Source organism: Rhizobium sp. ERR 1071 (assembly GCF_007828675.1).
Taxonomy (GTDB): Bacteria; Pseudomonadota; Alphaproteobacteria; order Rhizobiales; family Rhizobiaceae; genus Rhizobium; species Rhizobium dioscoreae.
This window is the reverse complement of record NZ_VITM01000006.1, coordinates 322961-343591: the sequence shown is the minus strand read 5'-3', so window position 1 is coordinate 343591 and position 20631 is coordinate 322961. Positions and strand designations below refer to the sequence as shown.

At 58.6% G+C, this 20631-nt stretch carries 18 protein-coding genes; 7 read left to right on the top strand and 11 right to left on the bottom strand.

The window, feature by feature from the left end:
* Positions 1-119: 119 nt before the first annotated feature.
* Both FBZ99_RS22520 and FBZ99_RS22515 read right to left on the bottom strand, forming a co-directional pair.
* Positions 120-1277, bottom strand: a complete 1158-nt coding sequence (locus FBZ99_RS22520) for a patatin-like phospholipase family protein (protein WP_113329533.1) — start codon at positions 1275-1277, stop codon at positions 120-122.
* Positions 1278-1314: 37 nt separating this feature from the next.
* Positions 1315-2061: an acetoacetate decarboxylase gene (locus tag FBZ99_RS22515; RefSeq protein ID WP_113329532.1), complete on the bottom strand. Its 747-nt coding sequence runs from the start codon at positions 2059-2061 to the stop codon at positions 1315-1317.
* Between the two features lie 206 nt (positions 2062-2267).
* Here FBZ99_RS22515 and FBZ99_RS22510 point away from each other — a divergent pair, with 206 nt between their 5' ends.
* Both FBZ99_RS22510 and ppk2 read left to right on the top strand, forming a co-directional pair.
* Complete coding sequence (locus FBZ99_RS22510) at positions 2268-3056, top strand: 3-hydroxybutyrate dehydrogenase (RefSeq protein WP_113329531.1); 789 nt, start codon at positions 2268-2270, stop codon at positions 3054-3056.
* Between the two features lie 96 nt (positions 3057-3152).
* Positions 3153-4067 carry a polyphosphate kinase 2 gene (gene ppk2, locus FBZ99_RS22505; protein WP_113350693.1) on the top strand — a complete coding sequence of 305 codons (915 nt, stop codon included), beginning with the start codon at positions 3153-3155 and terminating at the stop codon, positions 4065-4067.
* 103 nt (positions 4068-4170) lie between these two features.
* Here ppk2 and FBZ99_RS22500 read toward each other — a convergent pair whose 3' ends face one another.
* Complete coding sequence (locus FBZ99_RS22500) at positions 4171-4950, bottom strand: class I SAM-dependent methyltransferase (protein ID WP_113350694.1); 780 nt, start codon at positions 4948-4950, stop codon at positions 4171-4173.
* Positions 4951-5286: 336 nt separating this feature from the next.
* On the opposite strand from FBZ99_RS22500, the gene FBZ99_RS22495 reads away from it, so the two are divergent.
* Positions 5287-6570 (top strand): cystathionine gamma-synthase family protein, encoded by a 1284-nt coding sequence (locus FBZ99_RS22495; protein ID WP_145634868.1) that lies wholly within the window; start codon positions 5287-5289, stop codon positions 6568-6570.
* Positions 6571-6608: 38 nt separating this feature from the next.
* On the opposite strand, the gene FBZ99_RS22490 is transcribed toward FBZ99_RS22495, so the two are convergent.
* Together FBZ99_RS22490 and FBZ99_RS22485 are read right to left on the bottom strand one after the other, a co-directional pair.
* Positions 6609-6992, bottom strand: coding sequence for a YybH family protein (locus FBZ99_RS22490; protein WP_113350696.1), 384 nt, complete (start codon positions 6990-6992; stop codon positions 6609-6611).
* 222 nt (positions 6993-7214) lie between these two features.
* Positions 7215-8135: a LysR family transcriptional regulator gene (locus FBZ99_RS22485; protein ID WP_113329525.1), complete on the bottom strand. Its 921-nt coding sequence runs from the start codon at positions 8133-8135 to the stop codon at positions 7215-7217.
* 135 nt (positions 8136-8270) lie between these two features.
* On the opposite strand from FBZ99_RS22485, the gene FBZ99_RS22480 reads away from it, so the two are divergent.
* Positions 8271-9044 (top strand): SDR family oxidoreductase, encoded by a 774-nt coding sequence (locus tag FBZ99_RS22480; protein ID WP_113329524.1) that lies wholly within the window; start codon positions 8271-8273, stop codon positions 9042-9044.
* A gap of 38 nt (positions 9045-9082) precedes the next feature.
* Here the strand turns inward: FBZ99_RS22480 and FBZ99_RS22475 are convergent, their stop codons facing one another.
* The 4 genes from FBZ99_RS22475 to FBZ99_RS22460 all read right to left on the bottom strand — a co-directional run bounded on the left by FBZ99_RS22475 (position 9083) and on the right by FBZ99_RS22460 (position 13512).
* Positions 9083-9859 carry a FadR/GntR family transcriptional regulator gene (locus FBZ99_RS22475; protein WP_113329523.1) on the bottom strand — a complete coding sequence of 259 codons (777 nt, stop codon included), beginning with the start codon at positions 9857-9859 and terminating at the stop codon, positions 9083-9085.
* 119 nt (positions 9860-9978) lie between these two features.
* A complete protein-coding gene (araH, locus tag FBZ99_RS22470) occupies positions 9979-10935 on the bottom strand; it encodes an L-arabinose ABC transporter permease AraH (RefSeq protein WP_162748756.1) in 957 nt (318 codons plus the stop codon).
* Positions 10936-10951: 16 nt separating this feature from the next.
* Positions 10952-12457, bottom strand: coding sequence for an L-arabinose ABC transporter ATP-binding protein AraG (gene araG / locus FBZ99_RS22465; RefSeq protein WP_113350698.1), 1506 nt, complete (start codon positions 12455-12457; stop codon positions 10952-10954).
* 71 nt (positions 12458-12528) lie between these two features.
* The gene (locus FBZ99_RS22460; RefSeq protein WP_113350699.1) at positions 12529-13512 is read right to left on the bottom strand and encodes an arabinose ABC transporter substrate-binding protein; all 984 of its coding nucleotides are present in this window, start codon (positions 13510-13512) and stop codon (positions 12529-12531) included.
* Positions 13513-13891: 379 nt separating this feature from the next.
* Here FBZ99_RS22460 and FBZ99_RS22455 point away from each other — a divergent pair, with 379 nt between their 5' ends.
* A complete protein-coding gene (locus FBZ99_RS22455) occupies positions 13892-14785 on the top strand; it encodes an aldose 1-epimerase (RefSeq protein WP_113350700.1) in 894 nt (297 codons plus the stop codon).
* A 55-nt stretch (positions 14786-14840) separates the two neighbouring features.
* Positions 14841-15617, top strand: a complete 777-nt coding sequence (locus FBZ99_RS22450; RefSeq protein WP_113350701.1) for an SDR family oxidoreductase — start codon at positions 14841-14843, stop codon at positions 15615-15617.
* A gap of 17 nt (positions 15618-15634) precedes the next feature.
* Here FBZ99_RS22450 and FBZ99_RS22445 read toward each other — a convergent pair whose 3' ends face one another.
* Both FBZ99_RS22445 and FBZ99_RS22440 read right to left on the bottom strand, forming a co-directional pair.
* Complete coding sequence (locus FBZ99_RS22445; protein WP_113350702.1) at positions 15635-17839, bottom strand: DUF1217 domain-containing protein; 2205 nt, start codon at positions 17837-17839, stop codon at positions 15635-15637.
* Between the two features lie 262 nt (positions 17840-18101).
* Positions 18102-19109 (bottom strand): LacI family DNA-binding transcriptional regulator, encoded by a 1008-nt coding sequence (locus FBZ99_RS22440; RefSeq protein WP_113350703.1) that lies wholly within the window; start codon positions 19107-19109, stop codon positions 18102-18104.
* Between the two features lie 201 nt (positions 19110-19310).
* Here FBZ99_RS22440 and FBZ99_RS22435 point away from each other — a divergent pair, with 201 nt between their 5' ends.
* Positions 19311-20630 carry an alpha-L-fucosidase gene (locus FBZ99_RS22435; RefSeq protein WP_113350704.1) on the top strand — a complete coding sequence of 440 codons (1320 nt, stop codon included), beginning with the start codon at positions 19311-19313 and terminating at the stop codon, positions 20628-20630.
* Position 20631 lies beyond the last annotated feature (1 nt).

The following is a 20631-nucleotide window of genomic DNA, read 5'->3' as shown; positions in this document are numbered from 1 at the left end:
CCGCTACGACAAGCTGCTCGCCAACTTCAGAGGCTTCGTCATCATCGCTGCCATAACCATGTGGCTACGATAGTTAAATCGTCACCACAGCCTAGAGTCGAGCCGAGAACACCATTGGCTCAAGCCGGATCTTCCCTGTGAAGATCGTGGATGGCGACGGCATCGTCGCTGAAGGGTGGCAGCAGCCAGTCGGTATGGCGCAGCGTGCGCTTGGTATCTTCGAGGCCCATGTCCCAATGCTCGCGCATCGACGTGCCGGAGAACTCATAGTCCTTGGCGTGACCTTCGTAGTTCTTATGCTGATAGATCAGATGCACGATATTGACGACGCCGGCATCGGAATAATCCGCAATCAGCTCTTCCTCTTCCGCAGTCAACTGCTCTTTCGGAACACGCTTTAGGGCGCTCAGGAGCTTCATCTTCAGTCCGTGAATACGCTTGAAATTGTCGGTATTCTGCCGCGTGCGGCTCGAATACATGATGTCCTTGTGGCGCGAGAGCACGTCCGGCATGCTGCGCGGCAGGACGCCGCGGGCACTGAAAAGATCCACTTGGAAGACGAGCGAGCTGCGGTCCTCTTCCTGATCGAGCAGATATTGCAACGGCGTATTCGAAACGATGCCGCCGTCCCAGTAATATTCGCCTTCGATCCGGATGGACGGCAAGGCCGGCGGCAGGGCGCCGCTCGCCATGATATGCTCGGGGCCGATGCGCACTTTGTCGGTGTCGAAATAGACGAAATTACCAGTGCGGACATTCACCGCGCCGACGCTGAAGCGCTTCTTGCCATCGTTCAGCACGTCGAAGTCGATCAGCATCTCCAGCGTCTTCTTGAGCTCTGCCGAGTCATAGAAGCTGGTTGCCCCCTCGGCTCCCGGCAGCTCGAACCAGGGATTGGGAAAGCGCGGCTTGAAGAAGCCGGGCTGGCCCATGGTCATAGTCATCCAGGAACTGGTGCGATTACGGATATCGCGGAAGAAATCGCCTTCCGGCGTATAGGCCCAGATCTTGCGGCCGGAAATGATCTGCCAGAACTGCTCCAGACGCTGCAACCGCCGGCCTGGCTCGTTGCCGGCGATGATCGCGGCATTGACTGCGCCGATGGAGACGCCCGAGAGCCAGGTCGGCTCGCATCCCGCTTCGGCAAGCGCCTGATAGACGCCGGCCTGATAGGCGCCGAGCGCACCGCCACCCTGGAAGACCAGGGCAACGCGATCATATTGCGCGGCTATTTCCGGGATGGTCGGCGCTACCGCCTTGATATTTCGTTCGAGCACGATCCGTCTCCAGTATGGTCTAACAATAAGGCTTCGGCTACCTGCGCTCGGCGAGATAGTCGTGAACGACTTCGCCTAGCCCGAGCGTCAGATCGGCGGTAAAATGAACCGCCGAAACCACTTCCAGCACGGGCAGTCGCGCGACGTCGGCCATGACATGCGGCCGAAGATCGAGGGCAGCCGGCGAAGTCCAGGCTTCCTTGATGGTGATATCGGTCAGATAGTAGCGCACGAGCTCGCAGATACGCGGCGTGGCATCGACATGCGGCACGATCTTGATCAGGAAATTCGGTTCCGAGAGAGCTGCTAGAAGCGGTCCCTGGTCGATCGGCTTGTGTTTGTAACCCATCGTGCCCGTGGCGCAGAGAACGCTGCCATAATGCAGCGTGCCGACGATGACTTCGCCTTCGTTGACGATCTTCGGATTGGCAAGCTTCTTCGGAAAGCCCCAGATCTCGCGCCCGCCGGTGATCGGCGCATCGTCATCAAGATACATGGAGTGGACATAGCCACCCTTTTGTCCGCGATAGGTCACGGGGATGACCTGTCCGGTCTCGGTGTAATCACCAAAGCCAGTGGAATCGGGCATGCGGATGAATTCGTATTTCACCAGCGGCTCGTCGATTTCGAGCGGCGCCGGGACGACCGCTTCAAGCGCCTCGCGCGTGGTGCGATAGGTGATGATGATATATTCGCGATCGAAGAACCGATAAGGCCCTGGAGGATAGGAAGGATTGGTCAGCGGCATCGCATAGGCATGCTTCAGAATGTCTTCGACCTTCATCGTATTGTCCGTCGTTGGAGGAAATCGCCGGGCGCCAGAGCGAAAACTTGCACGGTTGCATGACAGTGAAGTGTCAGCCAATGATTGGCAGCGCCGCGAGGCAAAACCGCGCTGTTATCAAAGCGACATATCAGGCTGGCAGTGTGCGCTCATCTTGAGCATTTCCCTCTACCCAACCATGTCATAGAGATTGCAGGAGTTGCATCATGGGTTCGTTGACTTCGAAGAATGCACTGGTCACCGGTTCGACGAGCGGTATCGGGCTTGCGATCGCCCGCGCCTTTGCCGCCGAGGGCGCGAACATCACGATCAACGGCCTCGGGGATGCCGATGCGATCGAAAAGGAGCGCGCGGCGATCGAAGCCGATTTCGGCGTGAAGTGCCGCTATTCCGGCGCCAACATGATGAATGGCGAGGAAGTGACATCGATGGTGCGTGAAGCCGAGGAAGCCTTCGGCAGCCTCGATGTCCTCGTCAACAATGCCGGCATCCAGTTCGTCGCCCCGATCGAGGAGTTTCCCGACGACAAGTGGGAGGCGATTATCCGCATCAATCTGCTTGCCGCCTTCTACGCCATCAAGGCCGCCATTCCCGGCATGAAGGCGCGCAAATGGGGTCGAATCATCAATACATCCTCGGCGCATGCGCTGGTCGCCTCGCCTTTCAAGTCCGCCTATGTCTCGGCCAAGCACGGCATTACCGGCCTCACCAAGACCATCGCTCTCGAGGCCGCGCAGAACGGCGTGACGGTCAACTCCATCGCGCCCGGCTATGTCTGGACGCCGCTCGTCGAAAAGCAGATCCCCGAGACCATGAAGGCCCGCAACATGACGGAAGAGCAGGTCAAGCATGACGTGCTGCTGGCCGCCCAGCCGACGAAGGAATTCGTAACCGTCGACGAAGTTGCCGCTATCGCGGTGTTCCTGTGCAGTGACGCCGCAAAGCAGATTACCGGCACGACGCTTTCCGTCGACGGCGGCTGGACCGCCGAATAACACCGCAGCCATAGCCGGCACATGCTTGAGCACCGTGCCGGCTCTCAGCAGCCCAGGGCTGCAGCATCAACATGAAAACAGAGCAGGAGGCGCACAATGACCGACGAAACCCAGGACCCGCTCAGCCGTATCAAGGATGAGATCGTCGACAGCTTCGACGAAGAGCTGGAGATGCAGCTCGAAGAGGACCGGCTGGACGAACTGGTCGCAGAAGGCCTTATCAGCGAAGGTGAGGCGACGCTCGACCGCCGCATCTATTTCCGCGAACTTTTCCGGCTTCAGCACGAGCTCGTGCGCCTGCAGGACTGGGTCCAATACAAAAAGCTGAAGGTCGTCGTGCTGTTCGAAGGGCGCGATTCCGCGGGCAAGGGCGGCGCCATCAAGCGCGTCACGCAGCGCCTCAATCCGCGCGTCTGCCGCGTCGTCGCATTGCCGGCACCGACCGAGCGCGAACGGCATCAATGGTACTTCCAGCGCTATGCAGCGCACCTGCCAACCGCGGGCGAAATGGTGCTGTTCGACCGCAGCTGGTATAACCGCGCCGGCGTCGAGCGCGTCATGGGCTTCTGCTCGCCGGAGGAATTGGAGGAGTTCTTCCGCTCCGTGCCGGATTTCGAGCGCATGCTGGTTCGCTCCGGCATCATCCTCATCAAATACTGGTTCTCGATCACCGATGAAGAGCAGGAATTCCGCTTCAACATGCGCATCCAGGATCCGCTGAAGCAGTGGAAACTGTCGCCGATGGACCTACAGAGCCGCGTGCATTGGGAGGAATATACCAAGGCCAAGGAAGAGATGCTGGAGCGCACCCATATTCCGGAAGCGCCGTGGTGGGTCGTCCACGCCGTCGACAAGAAGAAGGCGCGCCTCAACTGCATCGCCCATCTTCTGAGCCAGATCCCCTACGAAAGCGTGCCGAAGCCGGAAATCGTGCTGCCGGAACGCATGCGTAATGCAGATTATCACCGTACGCCGGTGCCGCCGGAAATGTATGTGCCGGAAATCTACTGATCAGGACCGATGAGGGGCCCGCTTCTGGCGGGCCTCTCTGAAGGATTACTTGAAAAACGAAATCCCTGTCACTCCGCCACCAGCAGGCGAGGCCGGCTCAAGGTCAGGCTGAACGATAGGCCCATTCGGACATGGCGCCCAAACCCAGCCGCCGCAAGAGCTCATAGGCGACTCTCCGGTTGATGGGATTGTGCAGCCTGAGAACTTTCGAGCCAAGAAAATCCATCTCCACATGTTCAAACGGCAGGAGATGTCGTGCTCTGCCAAGTGCGGCTCGATAGAGCCCATGAAAATCCCGGCGGCAGACATAGGTCTTGTACTTCGTCACACAAAAGGCGACAAAGCTATCGCTGTTTCTGCGCGGAAAATCCGAGACACCGATCGTCACCTCCGGCCAGGCCGGATTGAACGTATCGTCAAAGGCGATGATGCCATGATCGGCCAGTACGCTCTTCGCCAACCGGCTATCGGCAACGATGTGGCGAAGCAAATGCCCTCCATCGATACTGAAAAAACGAACCTGCCCAACCTTGTCGATGATGGCCTGCGGATCGAGCCCGGTGCTATCACCCGTTATGACGAGATCCTCATCAACGGGAATGCCCAGTGATCTTCCATTGTCGAGGAAGCGTTGATATTGCGCACCATCCGCTTCTATGTCGAAAAGATCGATCGCAAGCACATTGTCATCGGGTGCGCTGATCTTGCGCAGCAAAAAATAGGACCGCCCGTAGTAAACCCCGATTTCGGCGAGGCCGCCATAAAGTTTCTCCTGCCTTTGCTTTTCGATCAAAGACAGGAAGACAAGCGCATCCGGCGGATCGATGTAACCATCGATTTTCTGAAGATCGCTAAACACAAATTTTCGAACGCCCGATTTCAAATGTAAACCTCACTGGTTTTCTTCATGCATTTCGCCTCCGAGCTTGCTCATCGATTGGAACCGGTCGATCAAGAAACGCCCCGTTTCTGCCACGACTGCGGCAGCGAAGCCGGAAGCTCTCGAAAATTGGGACGGCACGGCCTCAAGGCGAGCACCGCTCACGAATATTGCGGCCTTTCTGTCGTATTCCGGATAGCCATGCGCGAGTTGGATAGTCCGGCCCATATTAGGATCAATGCCGAAACCACATCGCAGATGATGACGAATAGCGAGCCGGCATCCTAAGTGATGTATAATGTGAGTCTAAAATTCATATCATCGGCCGAGGAGACCGTCATGACTGCGCCGCATCCGTCCAAAACGCATATCGGCAACCATGCGCTGCATCCCGAAACTCAGATGCTGAATTACGGCTATGACCCGGAATTGTCCGAGGGCGCGGTCAAACCGCCTGTTTTCCTGACCTCCACCTTCGTCTTCAAATCGGCCGAGGACGGACGCGATTTCTTCAATTATATCTCCGGCCGCACCGAACCGCCGGCGGGCACTGGCGTCGGGCTCGTCTACTCACGCTTCAACCACCCGAACAGCGAAATCGTCGAGGATCGCCTCGCCGTCTATGAAAAGGCAGAAAGCGGCGCGCTGTTTTCCTCCGGCATGTCGGCCATCGCAACAACCCTTCTCACCTTCGCGCGACCGGGCGATGCGATCCTGCATTCGCAGCCGCTTTATGGCGGTACGGAAACGCTAGTCGCCAAGACATTCCTCAATCTCGGAGTAGCCGCCGTCGGCTTCGCCGATGGCGTCAACGAAGGCTCGGTGACGGCAGCTGCCGAGGAAGCGATGACCAAAGGCCGTGTCTCGGTCATTCTGGTGGAAACACCGGCCAACCCCACGAACAGTCTCGTCGATATCGCCATGATCCGCCGCATTGCCGATGCGATCGGCAAGAGGCAAGGACACACGCCGATCATCGCCTGCGACAATACGCTGCTCGGCCCGGTCTTTCAGCGGCCGATCGAGCACGGGGCCGATATCTCCCTCTATTCGCTGACCAAATATGTTGGCGGCCATTCCGATCTGATCGCCGGCGCCGCCCTCGGCTCAAAAGCCGTCATCAAACAGGTGAAAGCACTGCGCGGAGCGATCGGCACTCAGCTCGATCCGCATTCCTGCTGGATGCTCGGCAGGTCGCTGGAAACGCTGCAGATCCGCATGGAACGGGCAAACAGCAACGCACGGGCGGTCGCCGATTTCCTGCGGGATCATCCGAAGGTCGAGCAAATCCACTATCTCCCCTACACGGATCCATCCTCGGCAACGGGCCGTACCTTCGCCGCCCAGTGCAGCGGTGCGGGCTCCACCTTCTCCTTCGACATCAAGGGTGGCCAGCCGGCATCGTTCAAATTCCTGAACGCCCTGCAGATCTTCAAGCTGGCCGTCAGCCTCGGCGGCACGGAATCGCTAGCCTCCCATCCGGCAACGACGACGCATTCCGGTGTGCCTGTGGATGTACGCCGTCGCATCGGCGTGCTGGAATCGACGATCCGCCTGTCGATCGGGATTGAACACCCCGATGACCTGATTGCCGATCTTGCTGCTTCCCTCGACGCCGCCTGATAAAGCCTATGCGGCCGAAAGACTGGGAGTGAGATGGATCAGGGCCGCACGGCCAGAAGGTTGGCATCGCGTGCGAGGCGCCACTCCCCGTCAGCCTCCTTGCGCAGAAGCGTGAGCGTATAACCCGATCGATGAACGGCGTCGCCACCCGGCGGTGTCACCGTCATGTCGATGTGATTGCGGATATAGGCCCAGTCGCCGAGCACCTGCAGTTCGACGATCTCGCTCGCACCCTCCATCTTCATGCCCTCCATGCCTTTGGAAACCGCGGCAAATGCCGCCTTGCCGAAGGGTTCCTGGCCGGGAACCATGAAGATGACATCGTCCGTCATCAGTCCTAGGACGGTTGCCGTATCGCCCGCCTTGCTCGCGGCAATCCAGGTTTCCACGACTTTCCGGATTGCCTTTTCATCGTCGGTCATTCCGAATTCTCCTCGATAGGCGCCGCGCTACCGGGCGGCTGCGATCTGCCCCCTGTCAGCGGCAGCCTGTCGGTTGAACAGGTTCACCATTGCGACCTATCCCGTGTGATCAATCGCCTGCCCAGATCTTGGCTTCCAGATCGACATCATAACGGCAAGTGACCGTAAACTGAACAAACAAGCCGTCCGCATCGTGGGCGTTTCTCACGTCCATCCGGCTTTTCATTCGAACGAGCTCGAGCGAGGGATCACGGTCTCCTCCAGGAGCGCCTGTAGCCAGTCGGCGAAAACATGAACGCGGCGGGAGAGATGCCTGCGATGCGGATAGAGCAACGTCATCTGCAGCGGTTCCGCCCGATGATCTGGCATGACCTCGACAAGTTCGCCCGCCTCCAGATGCTGGCGTAGGTCATAGGCCGGATTCTGGATCAGCCCCAGGCCAGCGACACAGCAGGCGATATAGGCCTCGGCGCTATTGACGGTCACGCGGCCTCGCATCGGCAGGCTGCGCAATACCCCGTCTTCCAACCATTCCCAGGGCTCGGTTCGCCCGGTCGAGGGCGAGGCATAATTCACGGCCCAATGGCGGCCGAGATCTTCGGGCGTTTGCGGCGTACCATGCCTCGACAGATAGGCAGGACTTGCGACATTGATGAGCGGCAATTTTCCGATCGGCCGGGCAATCAGCCCTGAATCAACAAGCGGGCCGACGCGCAACACGCAATCGACGCTGTCCTCCACCAGATTGACGGCACGGTCGGTAACGCCGAGATCCACTTCGATATCGGGAAACTGATCGAGAAATGACGGTAGCGCCGGCGCTATGATCAGGCGACCGATGCGGCCCGGCACATCCGTCCGCAATTTACCGGATGGTTTGGCGTCACTCTGTCGAAACAGGCTTTCCGTCTCCTCGACATCGGCAATTACCCTCAGGCAGCGGTCGTAGAAGGCCGTGCCATCCTGGGTGGGCGACACCTTGCGCGTACTGCGGTGAAGCAGACGCGCGCCGACGCGGCCCTCCAGCTCCATGACGGCAGCGGAGACCGAGGAGCGCGGCAAGCCCAACGTATCCGCTGCGCGGGTGAAGCTGCTGCATTCCACGACACGCGTGAAAATCCTGAAGAGGTCGATGCGATCCAAAAGCTATACCGCTATTGTCCGTTAATTCTGACAGATGATGTTAAATTAGACCGCTTTATCGGCAAATTCCAGACGATAGATTTGCTTCAGGAAGGGCGGCACGGTGCCGTCCCACTTCCCAAGGAGGGCTCTTTCATGACCGATCATTCGATCAAAGGGAAAACCGTCATCATTGCCGGCGGCGCCAAGAATCTAGGCGGCCTGATCGCCCGCGACTTCGCAGCGCACGGCGCAAAAGCGATCGCCGTCCACTACAACAGCGCCGCTACCAAGGCTGATGCCGATGCGACGGTTGCGGCCATCAAGGCAGCCGGTGCCGAAGCTGCCGCATTCCAGGCCAATCTCACGACAGCAGGCGCGGTGGAGAAACTCTTTGCCGAGGCCATTGCCGCCTTCGGCCGCCCCGATATTGCGATCAATACGGTCGGTAAGGTGCTGAAGAAGCCGATCGTCGATATCTCCGAGGCAGAATATGACGAGATGAGTGCCGTCAATTCGAAATCGGCCTTCTTCTTCCTCAAGGAGGCCGGCAAATCGCTCAACGACAACGGCAAGATCTGCACGCTCGTCACGTCGCTGCTCGGTGCCTTCACGCCGTTCTATTCAAGCTATGCCGGGACCAAGGCGCCAGTCGAGCATTTTACCCGCGCTGCGGCCAAGGAATTCGGCGATCGCGGCATCTCGGTGACCGCGATCGGCCCCGGTCCGATGGACACGCCTTTCTTCTACCCAGCGGAAAGCGCCGATGCCCAGGCCTATCACAAGGGCGCCGCCGCTCTCTCGAAGTTTTCGAAGACCGGCCTTACCGATATCGAGGATATCGTGCCCTATATCCGGTTCCTGGTCTCCGACGGTTGGTGGATGACCGGACAGACCATTCTCGTCAACGGTGGCTATACGACAAAGTAAACGGGTCGTATCTGCTTCCGGCCTGTCCAAAAAGCAGCCTATTCCGATCCGTCCTTCAGCTTAGCGGCACGCAGGGCGTCGCTAAGCTCCATTCTGGCCGTTCCGATGAGCTGCTCCATGGCAAAACGTGCAGCATCGGGCCGGCGCATGCGGATCGCATCCAGGACATCCTGATGGCGCGCGATCGCGTAATCATGCGACTGGCTGGCCCGGTTGGTCAGGCGAAAACTCGCGAGCAAAGCGGCGCGGATCGCAGTGGCGAACTGCCGGAAAACCCAGTTGCCGCTAGCATTGATGATCGCGGTATGAAACTCCAGATCTGCTTGGCTCCATGCCTCGTTGTCGCGGGCATTGGCAGCGACCATATCCTCGAAGGCCTCGGCAATCTGTGCGAGCTGCTTGGCCGTGGCATTAGCAGCCGCCTGTGCGGCGGCGGCGGGTTCCAGCACTTGCCGCGCATCGAGCAGGGAATCGTAGAAGCTGCGGTCATTGCTGAGTGCCAGGGTCGCATCGAGAACCAGCGGGTCCAGATAGTTCCAGTTCTCTCGTGGCAGAACAGTGGTACCGGCGCGGGTGCGCGAACGGACCATCCCCAGCGCCGACAAATATTGCATGGCTTCGCGCAGGCTGGTGCGGCTAACGCCGTAAACTTCCGAGAGTTCAGCCTCATTGGGAAGAACCGAGCCCTCGGCGAGAGAGCCCGAGACGATCTGGCCGATGAGCTTCTTCAACAGCTCCTCGCGCACGGTACGCCTTCCCTGCTCAGGCGCGGCCCCGGCCGGCGTCGTCCGTAAAGACCCCAAACGCGTACTCATCCCTAGCACTCCCTTCCGCTGACCCATCAGCGATCATGAGCGGCACCACGCCCCGGCATCAATGCGCAACTGCAAGCTCGATAAACTTCTCCCCAAACTTCTCCAAGGAAATCCGACCGTTACAAACGACTGCCACGCCCTACCGCGGACGAGCGCAGATTGTCCAACAGAACGGCAAGCAGCAGAATGCAGCCGCGCACGAGATATTGATAGAAGGCCTGGATATTGAGCAGGTTCATGACGTTCTCGGCAATGCCCATGATGAGGACGCCGACGATCACGCCAGTCATCGCTGCACGCCCGCCCGCGAGAGACACGCCGCCAAGCACGCAGGCCGAGATGACGGAAAGCTCGAGCCCGGTTGCCGCGTTCGGCTGGCCCGAGGTGATGCGCGAGGCAAGCAGAATGCCGGCAATGGCGCAGACGAGACCCTGCAAGGCAAAGATCCAGATCCGCATGTTGACGACATTGACGCCGGCCAGACGCGACGCCTCGGGATTGCCGCCGATCGCAAGCGTGTTCTTGCCGAAAACAGTGCGGTTGAGCGTAAAGCCGAAGATGATGAAGAGCAGCACCATGATCCAGATCGGCGTCGGCACCGTCAGAAAGCGCGACAGCGCGAGCTGATAGAAGGCCGGATCGTTGATGCCGACGGCACGGCCATCAGACGCGATCAAGGCGAGGCCGCGCACGATCTGCATCGTCGCGAGCGTGGTGATCAGCGCGTTGATGCGGAACTTGGCGATGACGACTCCATTGACGACGCCGACGACGCTGCCGCATATCAGCGCGGCGAGCAGGCCGAGCGGAATGGAGCCGGTGGAGTTCGACACCATGACGGCGATCATGCCCGAGAAGGCGACCGTCGAACCAACCGAAAGATCGAAGTCGCGCGAGGCCAGGCAGAACATCATCGTGCAGGCGACGATGCCGATCGTCACCACCGACTGCAGCAGACCGAGCATGTTGCGCTCCGTCAGGAAGCTCGGCACAAAGAGCGAGACGATCACGAAGGCGATCGCGAAGATCACCACGAGGCCCTGTTCGCCGAGGAGAATTTTTTTCAACGAATTCATCACTACCATTCCTGAATTAGATCGTGCCGGCGGCATTCTTATCGGGCAAGGCTGCGGTCAGAATGGCCCGTTCGTCGAAATCGGCGCGAGCGACATTGGCTGCGACGCGCCCCTGGCACATGACCATGATGCGATCGGAAATGCCCATGACCTCGGGAAGCTCGCTGGAGATGACGACGATCGCCATGCCGCCAGCCGCCAGCTCGTAGAGAATTTCATAGATTTCCGATTTGGCGCCGACATCGATGCCGCGCGTCGGCTCGTCGATGACGAGGACCTTGACGCCCTGTTCCGAAAGCCAGCGGCCAAGGATGACCTTCTGCTGGTTGCCGCCCGAGAGATTGACGATATCCTGCTTGCGGGAGGGCGTACGGACCCTGAGCTTGGCGATGAACTGATCGGCGACCGAGGCTTCCTGCTTCGGATTAAGGATGCCGAAGGGCGAGAAATGCCGCCGCGAAGAAATCGCAATATTTTCCTCGATCGATCGCCCCTGAATGATGCCGTCGAACTTTCGATCCTCAGGGCAGAGAACCATGCCGGCACTGATGGCCGCCTTCGGATTGTTCGGCGCGACGGCAACGCCGTCTATCGAGACGCTGCCCTGATGACGATGATCGGCACCATAGAGAAGCCGGGCCATTTCGCTTCGGCCGGCACCGATGAGGCCGAAAAAGCCAAGGATTTCGCCCTTGCGAACCGAGAAGCTGACGGGATTGCGCAACTTAGAACCGGAGAGGCCCTTGACTTCCAGACGCACCTCGCCGAGCGGGCGTTCGCGCCAGCCCCAAATATTGCTGATCTCGCGGCCGACCATTTGCGAGATGATCTGTTCGCGCGTCGTATCGGCAATGTCAGGATGATGGGCCGCAAGCTTGCCGTCGCGCAGCACGGTGAGGCTGTCGCAGAGCCGGAAGATCTCATCCAGGCGATGCGAGACATAAAGAATGACGGTGCCGTTGGCTCTCAACCGGTCGATCAGGGAAAACAGGATTTCGCTTTCACGTGACGAGAGCGAGGAGGTCGGCTCATCGAGCGCGATCACCCGCGCATCGACCATGACGGCCTTGGCGATCTCCACCATCTGGCGCGCGCCGATCGACAGCGAGGATACCTTTGCCGCAGGATCAACATCGATGCCGATTTCCTTGAGCTTCGTGCGAACGGTCTCGATCAGCATCTTGCCGTCGATCACGCCGGCCTTGCCGGGAAAACGGCCGAGCCAGAGGTTTTCGGCAACCGTCAGTTCCGGCACCAGCTGCAGTTCCTGATGGATGACAATGACGCCGGCATGAAAGGCATCGCGGACGGAGCTATAGTGTTGCTCCACGCCATCGATGACGATGCTGCCGCTATCGGCAGCCTGATCGCCGGAGAGAACCCGGATCAGTGTCGACTTGCCGGCGCCGTTTTCGCCCATCAGCCCGTGCACGGCACCCCTTTCGACATCGAAAGAGACGTTCGACAGCGCCTGGACACCGGGATAGCCCTTGGAAATGCCCTTGAATTCAAGGAAAGCCATACTTGCCCCATCGAGAGAAGGTCCGGCGGCATTTGTGAGGCCGCCGAACGGACATCATCCTGCCTGGATGATCATTCGATGCCGAGATCCTTGCGAACCTTCTCATAGTCGCCGCGCAGTGCGAGGGAACCGGAAGTGAGCGTGAGCTTCGGCGGCTCCTTGCTGTTGGCGATCCAGTCATACATGTTGAGCGCCGTCTCATAACCATGGCGCTTCGGTGAGATGATGACCGTGCCGAAGAAGCCGGTCGCGGCGGGCTTCTTGAATTCGTTGATCGCCGAATCCGCGCCGCCGATACCAACGCCGATCATGTTCGTTGCGGGAATGCCGACCGATTCCGAGGCGCGGACAGCGCCAAGCACAGCTTCGTCGTTAAGGCCGAAGGCAACCCAGTATTTGATATCGGCATGCTTGTTGAGAACGGTGGTCGCAGCGTTGAGCGCTGCTTCCGTATCGGTCTTGGCCTGCGGCGCGTCGTAGATATTCGCAGCCGGAAAGCCTGCGGCCTTCAGAACCGAGATCGCGCCTTCGACGCGGTCGACGGCGGTCGGCAGCTGATCGTAGGACACGCGGATCGCGCCGACATTCTTCATGTCCCAGCCGCGCTTCTTGATTTCGTCGACGATCGCTTGGCCCACGGTCTCGCCGATCTTTGTTGCGGAAATGCCCATATGCGGCACATCTTCGAGCGGCTTGCCCTCGGCATTCACCAGGCGGTCGTCGACCGTCATCAGCTTCAGCTGATTGGCGGCAGCCTTGGCAACGATTCCAGGGCCGAGCTTCACGTCCGGGGTGCAGATAATGAAGCCCTGTGCTCCTTGCGCGCCGAGATTGTCGACCGCCGACTGAACCTTCTCGCCATCCTCAGCGCCGATCTTGACGAGCGTGAAGCCCTTCTCCTTGGCCGCCTGGTCGGCGAATTTCCATTCGTCCTGGAACCATGGTTCTTCGGGCTGCTTCACGATGAAGCCGATCTTGACGTCCTCCGCGAAAGCAGAGCCGGCCGCCAGAACGGCAAAGGTGCCGGCAAGGATAGCCGCTTTGAAAAAGCGCATGATCTCTCTCCCTTTGTTTGCGCGTCCCCATCCATCTCCCGGGAACCGCTCGATTTCCGTAAGTTATATTGTAATATGAGTCAATTATTTGTATAACAATTAAACTGCATTTGCAGCCCAACGGACCCGAGACCTTGAATATGAAAAAACATCATACCAGTCAATATTTATGTATGATTATTTATGCCGTTGCGGCATTAGCTGATCGCCAAAGGCTCGCTTAAGATGCCGAACAGGGATATATTGCGGGATATACCGGCAAGAACCTCAGAGAGGATCCGAAAATAAATCATATATATCCGTTGACATGGGCCGAGGCAGATATAGGGTGTTGTGCGTTCGGCACCGGCCTTGGTTGTAGGGAGAAGGCAACCGCTTAATGACCATCATCGATTTGCGGGACGGTTCGCTTTCTGCTCGCGCTTCAACCTTCGGCGGCACATTGCTCGATTATACCTGGACGGTGGAGGGGCGCAGGATTGCGTTATTGAGATCCGCACCGGACGATGCGCATCCGTCCGCCTCCGCCTGCTATCCCCTCGTTCCCTTCGGCAACCGCGTGCGGAACAATCGTTTCGCGTTCGCGGGGCGCGACTATCGGCTGAGGCCGAACACGGCTTCGGATCCTCACTACCTTCATGGCGACGGTTGGCAAGCCGAATGGTCCGTCCTCTCCCGCATCGGCAACGAATTGCAGATCGGCTTTCATCATCGGGAGGGCGATACGCCCTACAGTTACGCAGCGAGGCAGATCATCGCGCTGTCATCCGAAGAGCTGATGCTTCACATGAGCGTTGAGAACACTGGCAAGGAGGCGCTGCCCTTCGGGCTAGGCTGGCATCCATACTTCCCGATGACCCCTGAGACGACACTCTTTGCGCCGGCGCAGCGATTTTGGACGGAAACGGAAGGCTGGCTTCCGGGAGAACGTACCGAGATTCCGGACGATCTCGACTTTTCCGCGCCCTCACCCCTGCCTCGCCGCTGGGTCAACAACGGCTTCGAGGGATGGAGCGGCGAAGCGGAGATCGTCTGGCCGGAGAGACATGCAGGCCTGCGGCTGACCGCCGACGCTTCAGTCAGACACGCATTCATCTTCATTCCAGATACGAACTTCAATCCGACCTTTCGCCATGATTATTTCTGCTTCGAGCCTATGTCCCACATCGCCAACGGTCACAATCTCCCCGACTTCGGAGATTTGAAAATCCTGCAGCCGGGAGAGACATTTGCAGGATCGATCCGCCTGCGGCCACAGGAATATTCGCGGTAGCCTGAGGGGTCGGCTGACCGCGAGATTTCCGCCCCAGCACAAAGAGGAACACTGAATGTCAAATCGCCTTTCGGGAAAACGGATCTTCATTACCGGAGCCGCGCAGGGGATCGGGCTGGCCATAGCCGAGGCATGCATGGCTGAAGATGCAAGCATCTTCCTGATCGATCGCGACGAAGCTCTGCTGGAACAAGCTGCGGATAGTCTGAAGGAAGACGGTGCCAATCTTGGCTATCAGGCGGCCGACATCACCGATGCCGAAGCCGTGCGCGTAGCCGTGGCCAGAGCATCCGGCGAAATCGGCGGCATCAATGCGCTCGTCAACAATGCTGGGGTCAACGTCTTCGCCGAACCGTTGAAGACGACGGACGAGGACTGGGAGCGCTGCTTTGACATCAATCTCAAGGGCGCTTGGAATTGCTGCCGGTCCGTGCTGCCCGAGATGATCGCCCGTGGCGGCGGCGTCATACTCAACATCGCTTCAACCCACGCCTTCACGATCATCCCGCATACCTTCCCCTACCCGCTTGCCAAGCATGCTCTTCTCGGCATGACCAAATCTCTGGGGATCGAATATGCCTCGAAGAACGTACGCGTGAACGCACTCGCGCCCGGCTATGTCGCAACGCAGAAGGCCATCGATTACTGGAACAGTTTCCCCGACCCGGAAAAGGCGAAGGCCGAAACGATGAAACTGCATCCGGGCGGCCGCATCGCTACCCCTCACGAGATCGCCATGGCAGCGGTCTTCATGGTCTCGGACGAGTGTCCCTTCATGAATGCCGCCTGCCTGACCGTGGACGGGGGCCTGAGCGTGTTGCAGCATCAATAGTATCGCAAACGAAGGCGCTATCGCGATCTGAGCTGGGCAATCGAGAGCATCAGATCGGCGCTCATGCCAATCCCCGATCCGCGCGTCAGGATGGCGGATGCGGCAGAGGTCGTATTCCCGCCATTTGCCGCATCATAGACGGCCGAGAAGCGCTTGAGCAGATTGTTCACCTTGCCGGCATCATGCAAATCCTTGATCGGGAATAGCTTTTCAAGCATCGCCGCCTGACGGGTCACATCCATGTTCGACATGGATGCGGGTAGCGAATAAGTCGTTTTGATCACATTGTAGAGCGCCGGATCCGACATGATATCGTAGACCGAATTGACCTGGGGTGCCTTGCGCTGAAAATAGAGAGCGAGACGAACACCTTCGTTGGAGCTTCCCTGCTGCGTCTCCAGGGTCTGATGAAGATAGAGATCGTTGGTGGCGAGACGCGCGCCCTTGTTCTGTCCCGGCTCGATCTTGGCCGTGGTCAGATTTCCCTTGGCGTCGAAATTGAAGGCGTTCACCATCGCCTTGAACTGCTGGCCTGCCTGCGTGTTCAGAAAGCCCTTGGCATCCTCGGGGTCCGCGGTGAAGGCCTTCTTCAAGCTATTCTTGTCGACCGACTTGGGATCGATATTGTTCGCAACGAGAATAAACTCCGTCAGCTTCTTGTCTGCGAGGAGTTCGTCGACCGTCTTGATCTTGGAGATCGACTTGCTGAATTCGGTCGCTGCGTCCTTCGCATCCTTGACCGCCTTATCTCGCATCTCGCCGGTCAATCCGAAGGTCTTCGACTTTGAATAGGCTGAGATCAGGCTGTTGATCGAAGTCTGGGACAAGGGCGCGACCGGCGCCCGCAGATTGCCCTCACTGTCGAAATTGAAAGCCTTGGCAAGCCCGACGAATCTGTCGTCTTTCAGCGAATTGACATAGCTCTTGCTGTCATAGGGATCGCTCTCCAGTATCTTGCGCAGCTGGTCCCTGGAGACCTCGTTCTTGCCGATCCCAAAGGCACGAAGCGCCATGTCCTCCACGGTTGGAAGATTCTTGTTCTTGGTATCGTTGGCGGCAAAGAAGTCCGCAATCGTCTTTATCTCGCCGACCGCGCTCTTGTAGTGTTTCTCCGCATCGCCGAACAGGTTCTGTTTCGCATCTTTCGCCTGGTTCAAATATTTGGTCGAGATGTCGTCGATGGCTTGCGGCGTCTGCGCCGGCTGACCGGCGGGCAGCGTACCATCGGATGCAAACTGAAAGTGCGAAACCATATCCGCCATTCCAGTCACGGCGGCATAATCGGAGTTCGTAAAAGCGAGGTTGAATTGGACCGGAGTGAGCTTGGGATTCAGGTTGAATGCGGTCTTTATGTAGGAAAACAGCCTGTTATCGCCGGTTATGTCGCTGAGCGACTGAACTTTCGTGATCGTCTGACGATAGTAATCGTCGTTGCTGGCGGCCGCAGCCGGGCTCAACAGGCTCGGGACCATGCTGTCATACCGCGAGATCATGGCCTCCTTCTGCTCCGCCGTCTGCGCGGTCGCACCGGAAAGCGTTCCGTCGGCATTGAAACTGAACTGCGACGCGATCAGCTTGTATGTCGGCTGCAGCGATGCCGTCGAGAAATTGCTTGCGGTGTTGACGAAGCTGTTCGGGTCGTTGACATCGCTGGTCAGAACCGACTTGAGGAACGCCTTCGAGATATTGTCCGGGTTTAAACCGTGCGCCCGCAGGATATAGTCCGTCATTCTGCTGCTGTTGACGATGTCGTCGACGTTCGACACCTTATCGATCCAGCTATCGTAGAACTTGCTTTCCTTCTTGGCCAAAGCCGTTTCATTGGCGAAAGATTGCTCATAGAGCCCGATCGTATCGCTCTTCTGTGAATCGCTCTGAGCCGATTGATTTTTTGACGTGCCGCCGAAATTGAAAGCGGCAGCGAATTGCCGGTAACGGCTGTCCGTCAGTTTGTTTGCAAAGCTGCTCGTGTCGCTAAGGTCGCTGGTCAGGACCTTTTTCATGAAGGCCTTGGCGTAGGTCATGTCCTCGAGGCCATAGGCCTTCATCGCATAGCTATACAGCTTGTAGTCGCTCAGAAACTCATCGACATTCTTAATCTTGCCGATATGCGCATCGTAATATTGCTGGTCGCTTTTGACCGTCGCCTGCTTGGCGATGCGCGCAAGCGTCGATGCCATGTCCTTTGTCGCGGACACGTAGCCGAGATACGTCGAAATCATAGATCGCCCCCACAGCGCAGTTCATCGATATTCGCCCCGCCTGAACTATCGCAATCAGACCTTGTGCGAGACTAGATCGGCAATCTGTGCTTTACCATTCGGTGTGATCAATCTCAGCTCCGCCATGGCGTTCCTGAAGCAAGACTACGACAAGGGGAAACTTCCGGCTCGGCTTCGGCAACCAGTTCTGAGGCAATCCTGAGAACGTTCGCCGCCAAAGCACAAGATGTCTTCGGCGCCCCAATGCAAGGTGCAAAGAGTTCTAAATTCTCCGACAGGAATTGCCCGGAACGAATTTCGGCGTCAGCACGAAATCCTGCGGCGGCTCGACCGCACCTTGCGGATTGGTGATGCGGTGCATCAGGCGTCTTGCAATGATGCCGCCGAGCGCCAGCGTATCCTGGACCACCATGGTAATGCGCGGCGTGATGACCGAACTCCACTGCACATTGTCGATCATGGCGAGCGAGATGTCTTCGGGACAGCGGAAGCCCAGCTCCTGCATGGCTTGCAGCGCCGAGAGCGCAACTGCGTTATTGGTGCCGAGGATCGCAGTGGGGCGTTCGGGCTGGATCAGCAAACGCATGGCCGCCTCGTAGCCGGCTGTGCGCGTGAACTGGCCGTCGACGACGAAATTCGGATTGATGTCTACGCCGGCATTGGCCATCGTATCGGCAAAGCCGCGATATCTCTCCGTCGCGGTATGCATATGGCTCGGGCCGGTGATGACGGCGATGCGCCTGTGGCCGAGCTGCAGGAGATGTTCCGTCAGCATCGCCCCGGCCAGATAGTTGTCGGAGCCGACGAAATCGCGCTCGATGCCGGCAACCTTCTGGTCGAAACAGACGATCGGCAGGTTCAGGCCGGCAATGAAGTCGATATAATCCCGATCATGGCCTGACGGCGCAAGCGCAAGGCCTGCGGTCTTCAGGCCGATCAGGTGCTCGACCATCGCCCTCTCGCGATCCGTTTTGCCTGAGGAATCGGTGACGACGACGAAGTGCTGATGGTCAAGCGCATAATTTTCCAGCTCGCGCCGGATATCCCCGAAAAACGGGTTGCCGACATTGCCGACGATGAAGCCAATCATGCGGCTGCGCCCACGCGCCAGGCTCTGGGCAAGCGGATCGGCAACGAAGCCGACCGCAGCGATCGCCTGATGAATTTTCTCCAGTGTTTTCTGGCTGACGCGCGCCGGATTGCTCAAGGCCAGCGACACCGTCGAGACGGATACGTCAGCGAGTTTGGCGACGTCACGAATGGTGGCCATGAATTTTTCGAACCGTTTCTATCGCCTCGAGCCTTCCGATCAAAGGCTCCCTTCCGTGAATCTCTGCCATAAATCTACCATTTGCCGGCCGTGAAGCAATATGCGGAAAGAGATTTCAACAGTGCGCTTGACATACCGGGCATGAGGATCAATTATCAAATCGAACCGGTTCGATGAAGCCTTAACACTTGGGAGGATAGTGTGAGCGACGCAGCGATCAGTGGCGGCCAGGATGTGGCCGACGGCAAGGCATGGTTTGGACACGACCGCTTCGGCATGTTCATCCACTTCGGACTTTACGCCCTCGGCGCACGTCACGAATGGCTGAAGAACCGGGAGGAGTTCACCACCGAGGCCTATCAGAAATATTTCGACAATTTCGACCCCGACCTCTACGACGCCCGCGAATGGGCACGCCGCGCTCGCGAAGCCGGCATGAAATATGTTGTTCTGACCGCCAAGCACCATGAAGGCTTCTGCCTGTGGGACAGCAAGGTCACCGACTACAAGGTCACCAACACACCCTATGGCAAGGACCTGATCGGCCCCTATGTCGAAGCACTTCGTGCCGAAGGGCTCAAGGTCGGCTTCTATTATTCGCTGCTCGACTGGCACCACCCCGATTTCCCGATCGACGGACATCACCCCCAGCGAAACCATCCCGACGCCGCCAAGCTCAACGAGGGCCGCGACGTCAAGCGTTATGCGAAATACATGCGCGATCAGGTGACCGAGCTTCTGACGAACTTCGGCAAGATCGACGTGATCTGGTTCGATTTCAGCTATCCCCAGCGCGTCTACAAGGGCCTGCCCGGCAAGGGACGTGCCGATTGGGAGAGCGACGACCTGATGAAACTGGTGCGCCAGCTACAGCCCGATATCATCGTCGGCGACCGCCTCGACTTGCCGCGCGATGCGGATCACATGCCCGAACTCGTCACGCCGGAGCAATATACGCCGCGCGTCGCACCGACCGTTGCCGGCCTGCCGGTACGATGGGAAGCTTGCCACACCTTCAGCGGCTCCTGGGGCTATTATCGCGACGAGACCAGCTGGAAGGATGCTGGCCAGCTCATCAACATCCTGGTCGACACGGTCTCGCTCGGCGGCAATCTGCTGATGAATGTCGGCCCGACCGGCCGTGGCACCTTCGACGCCCGCGCCATCAAGGCGCTCGACACCTATGGCGAATGGCTGCGCCTGAACGGCCGCGCGATCTATGGCGCAGGACCTTCGACCTATAAGGCGCCCAACGGATGCCGCTTCACGCAGAAAGGTAATCGGCTCTACCTGCATATACAGACCTGGCCCTTCCGCCACATCCATATCGAAGAGCTGGGGCGCAAGGTCAAATATGCACAGTTCCTGCACGATGCCAGCGAGCTTCATTGGCTCGACCCGGATGCGGAAGTCGACTCCAATGTGGGCGTCGCCGTCGGAGAGGGCATTCTGACCTTGGAATTGCCGGTGCTCAAGCCTGACGTCGTGACGCCAGTCATCGAACTGATCCTCAAGGATTGAG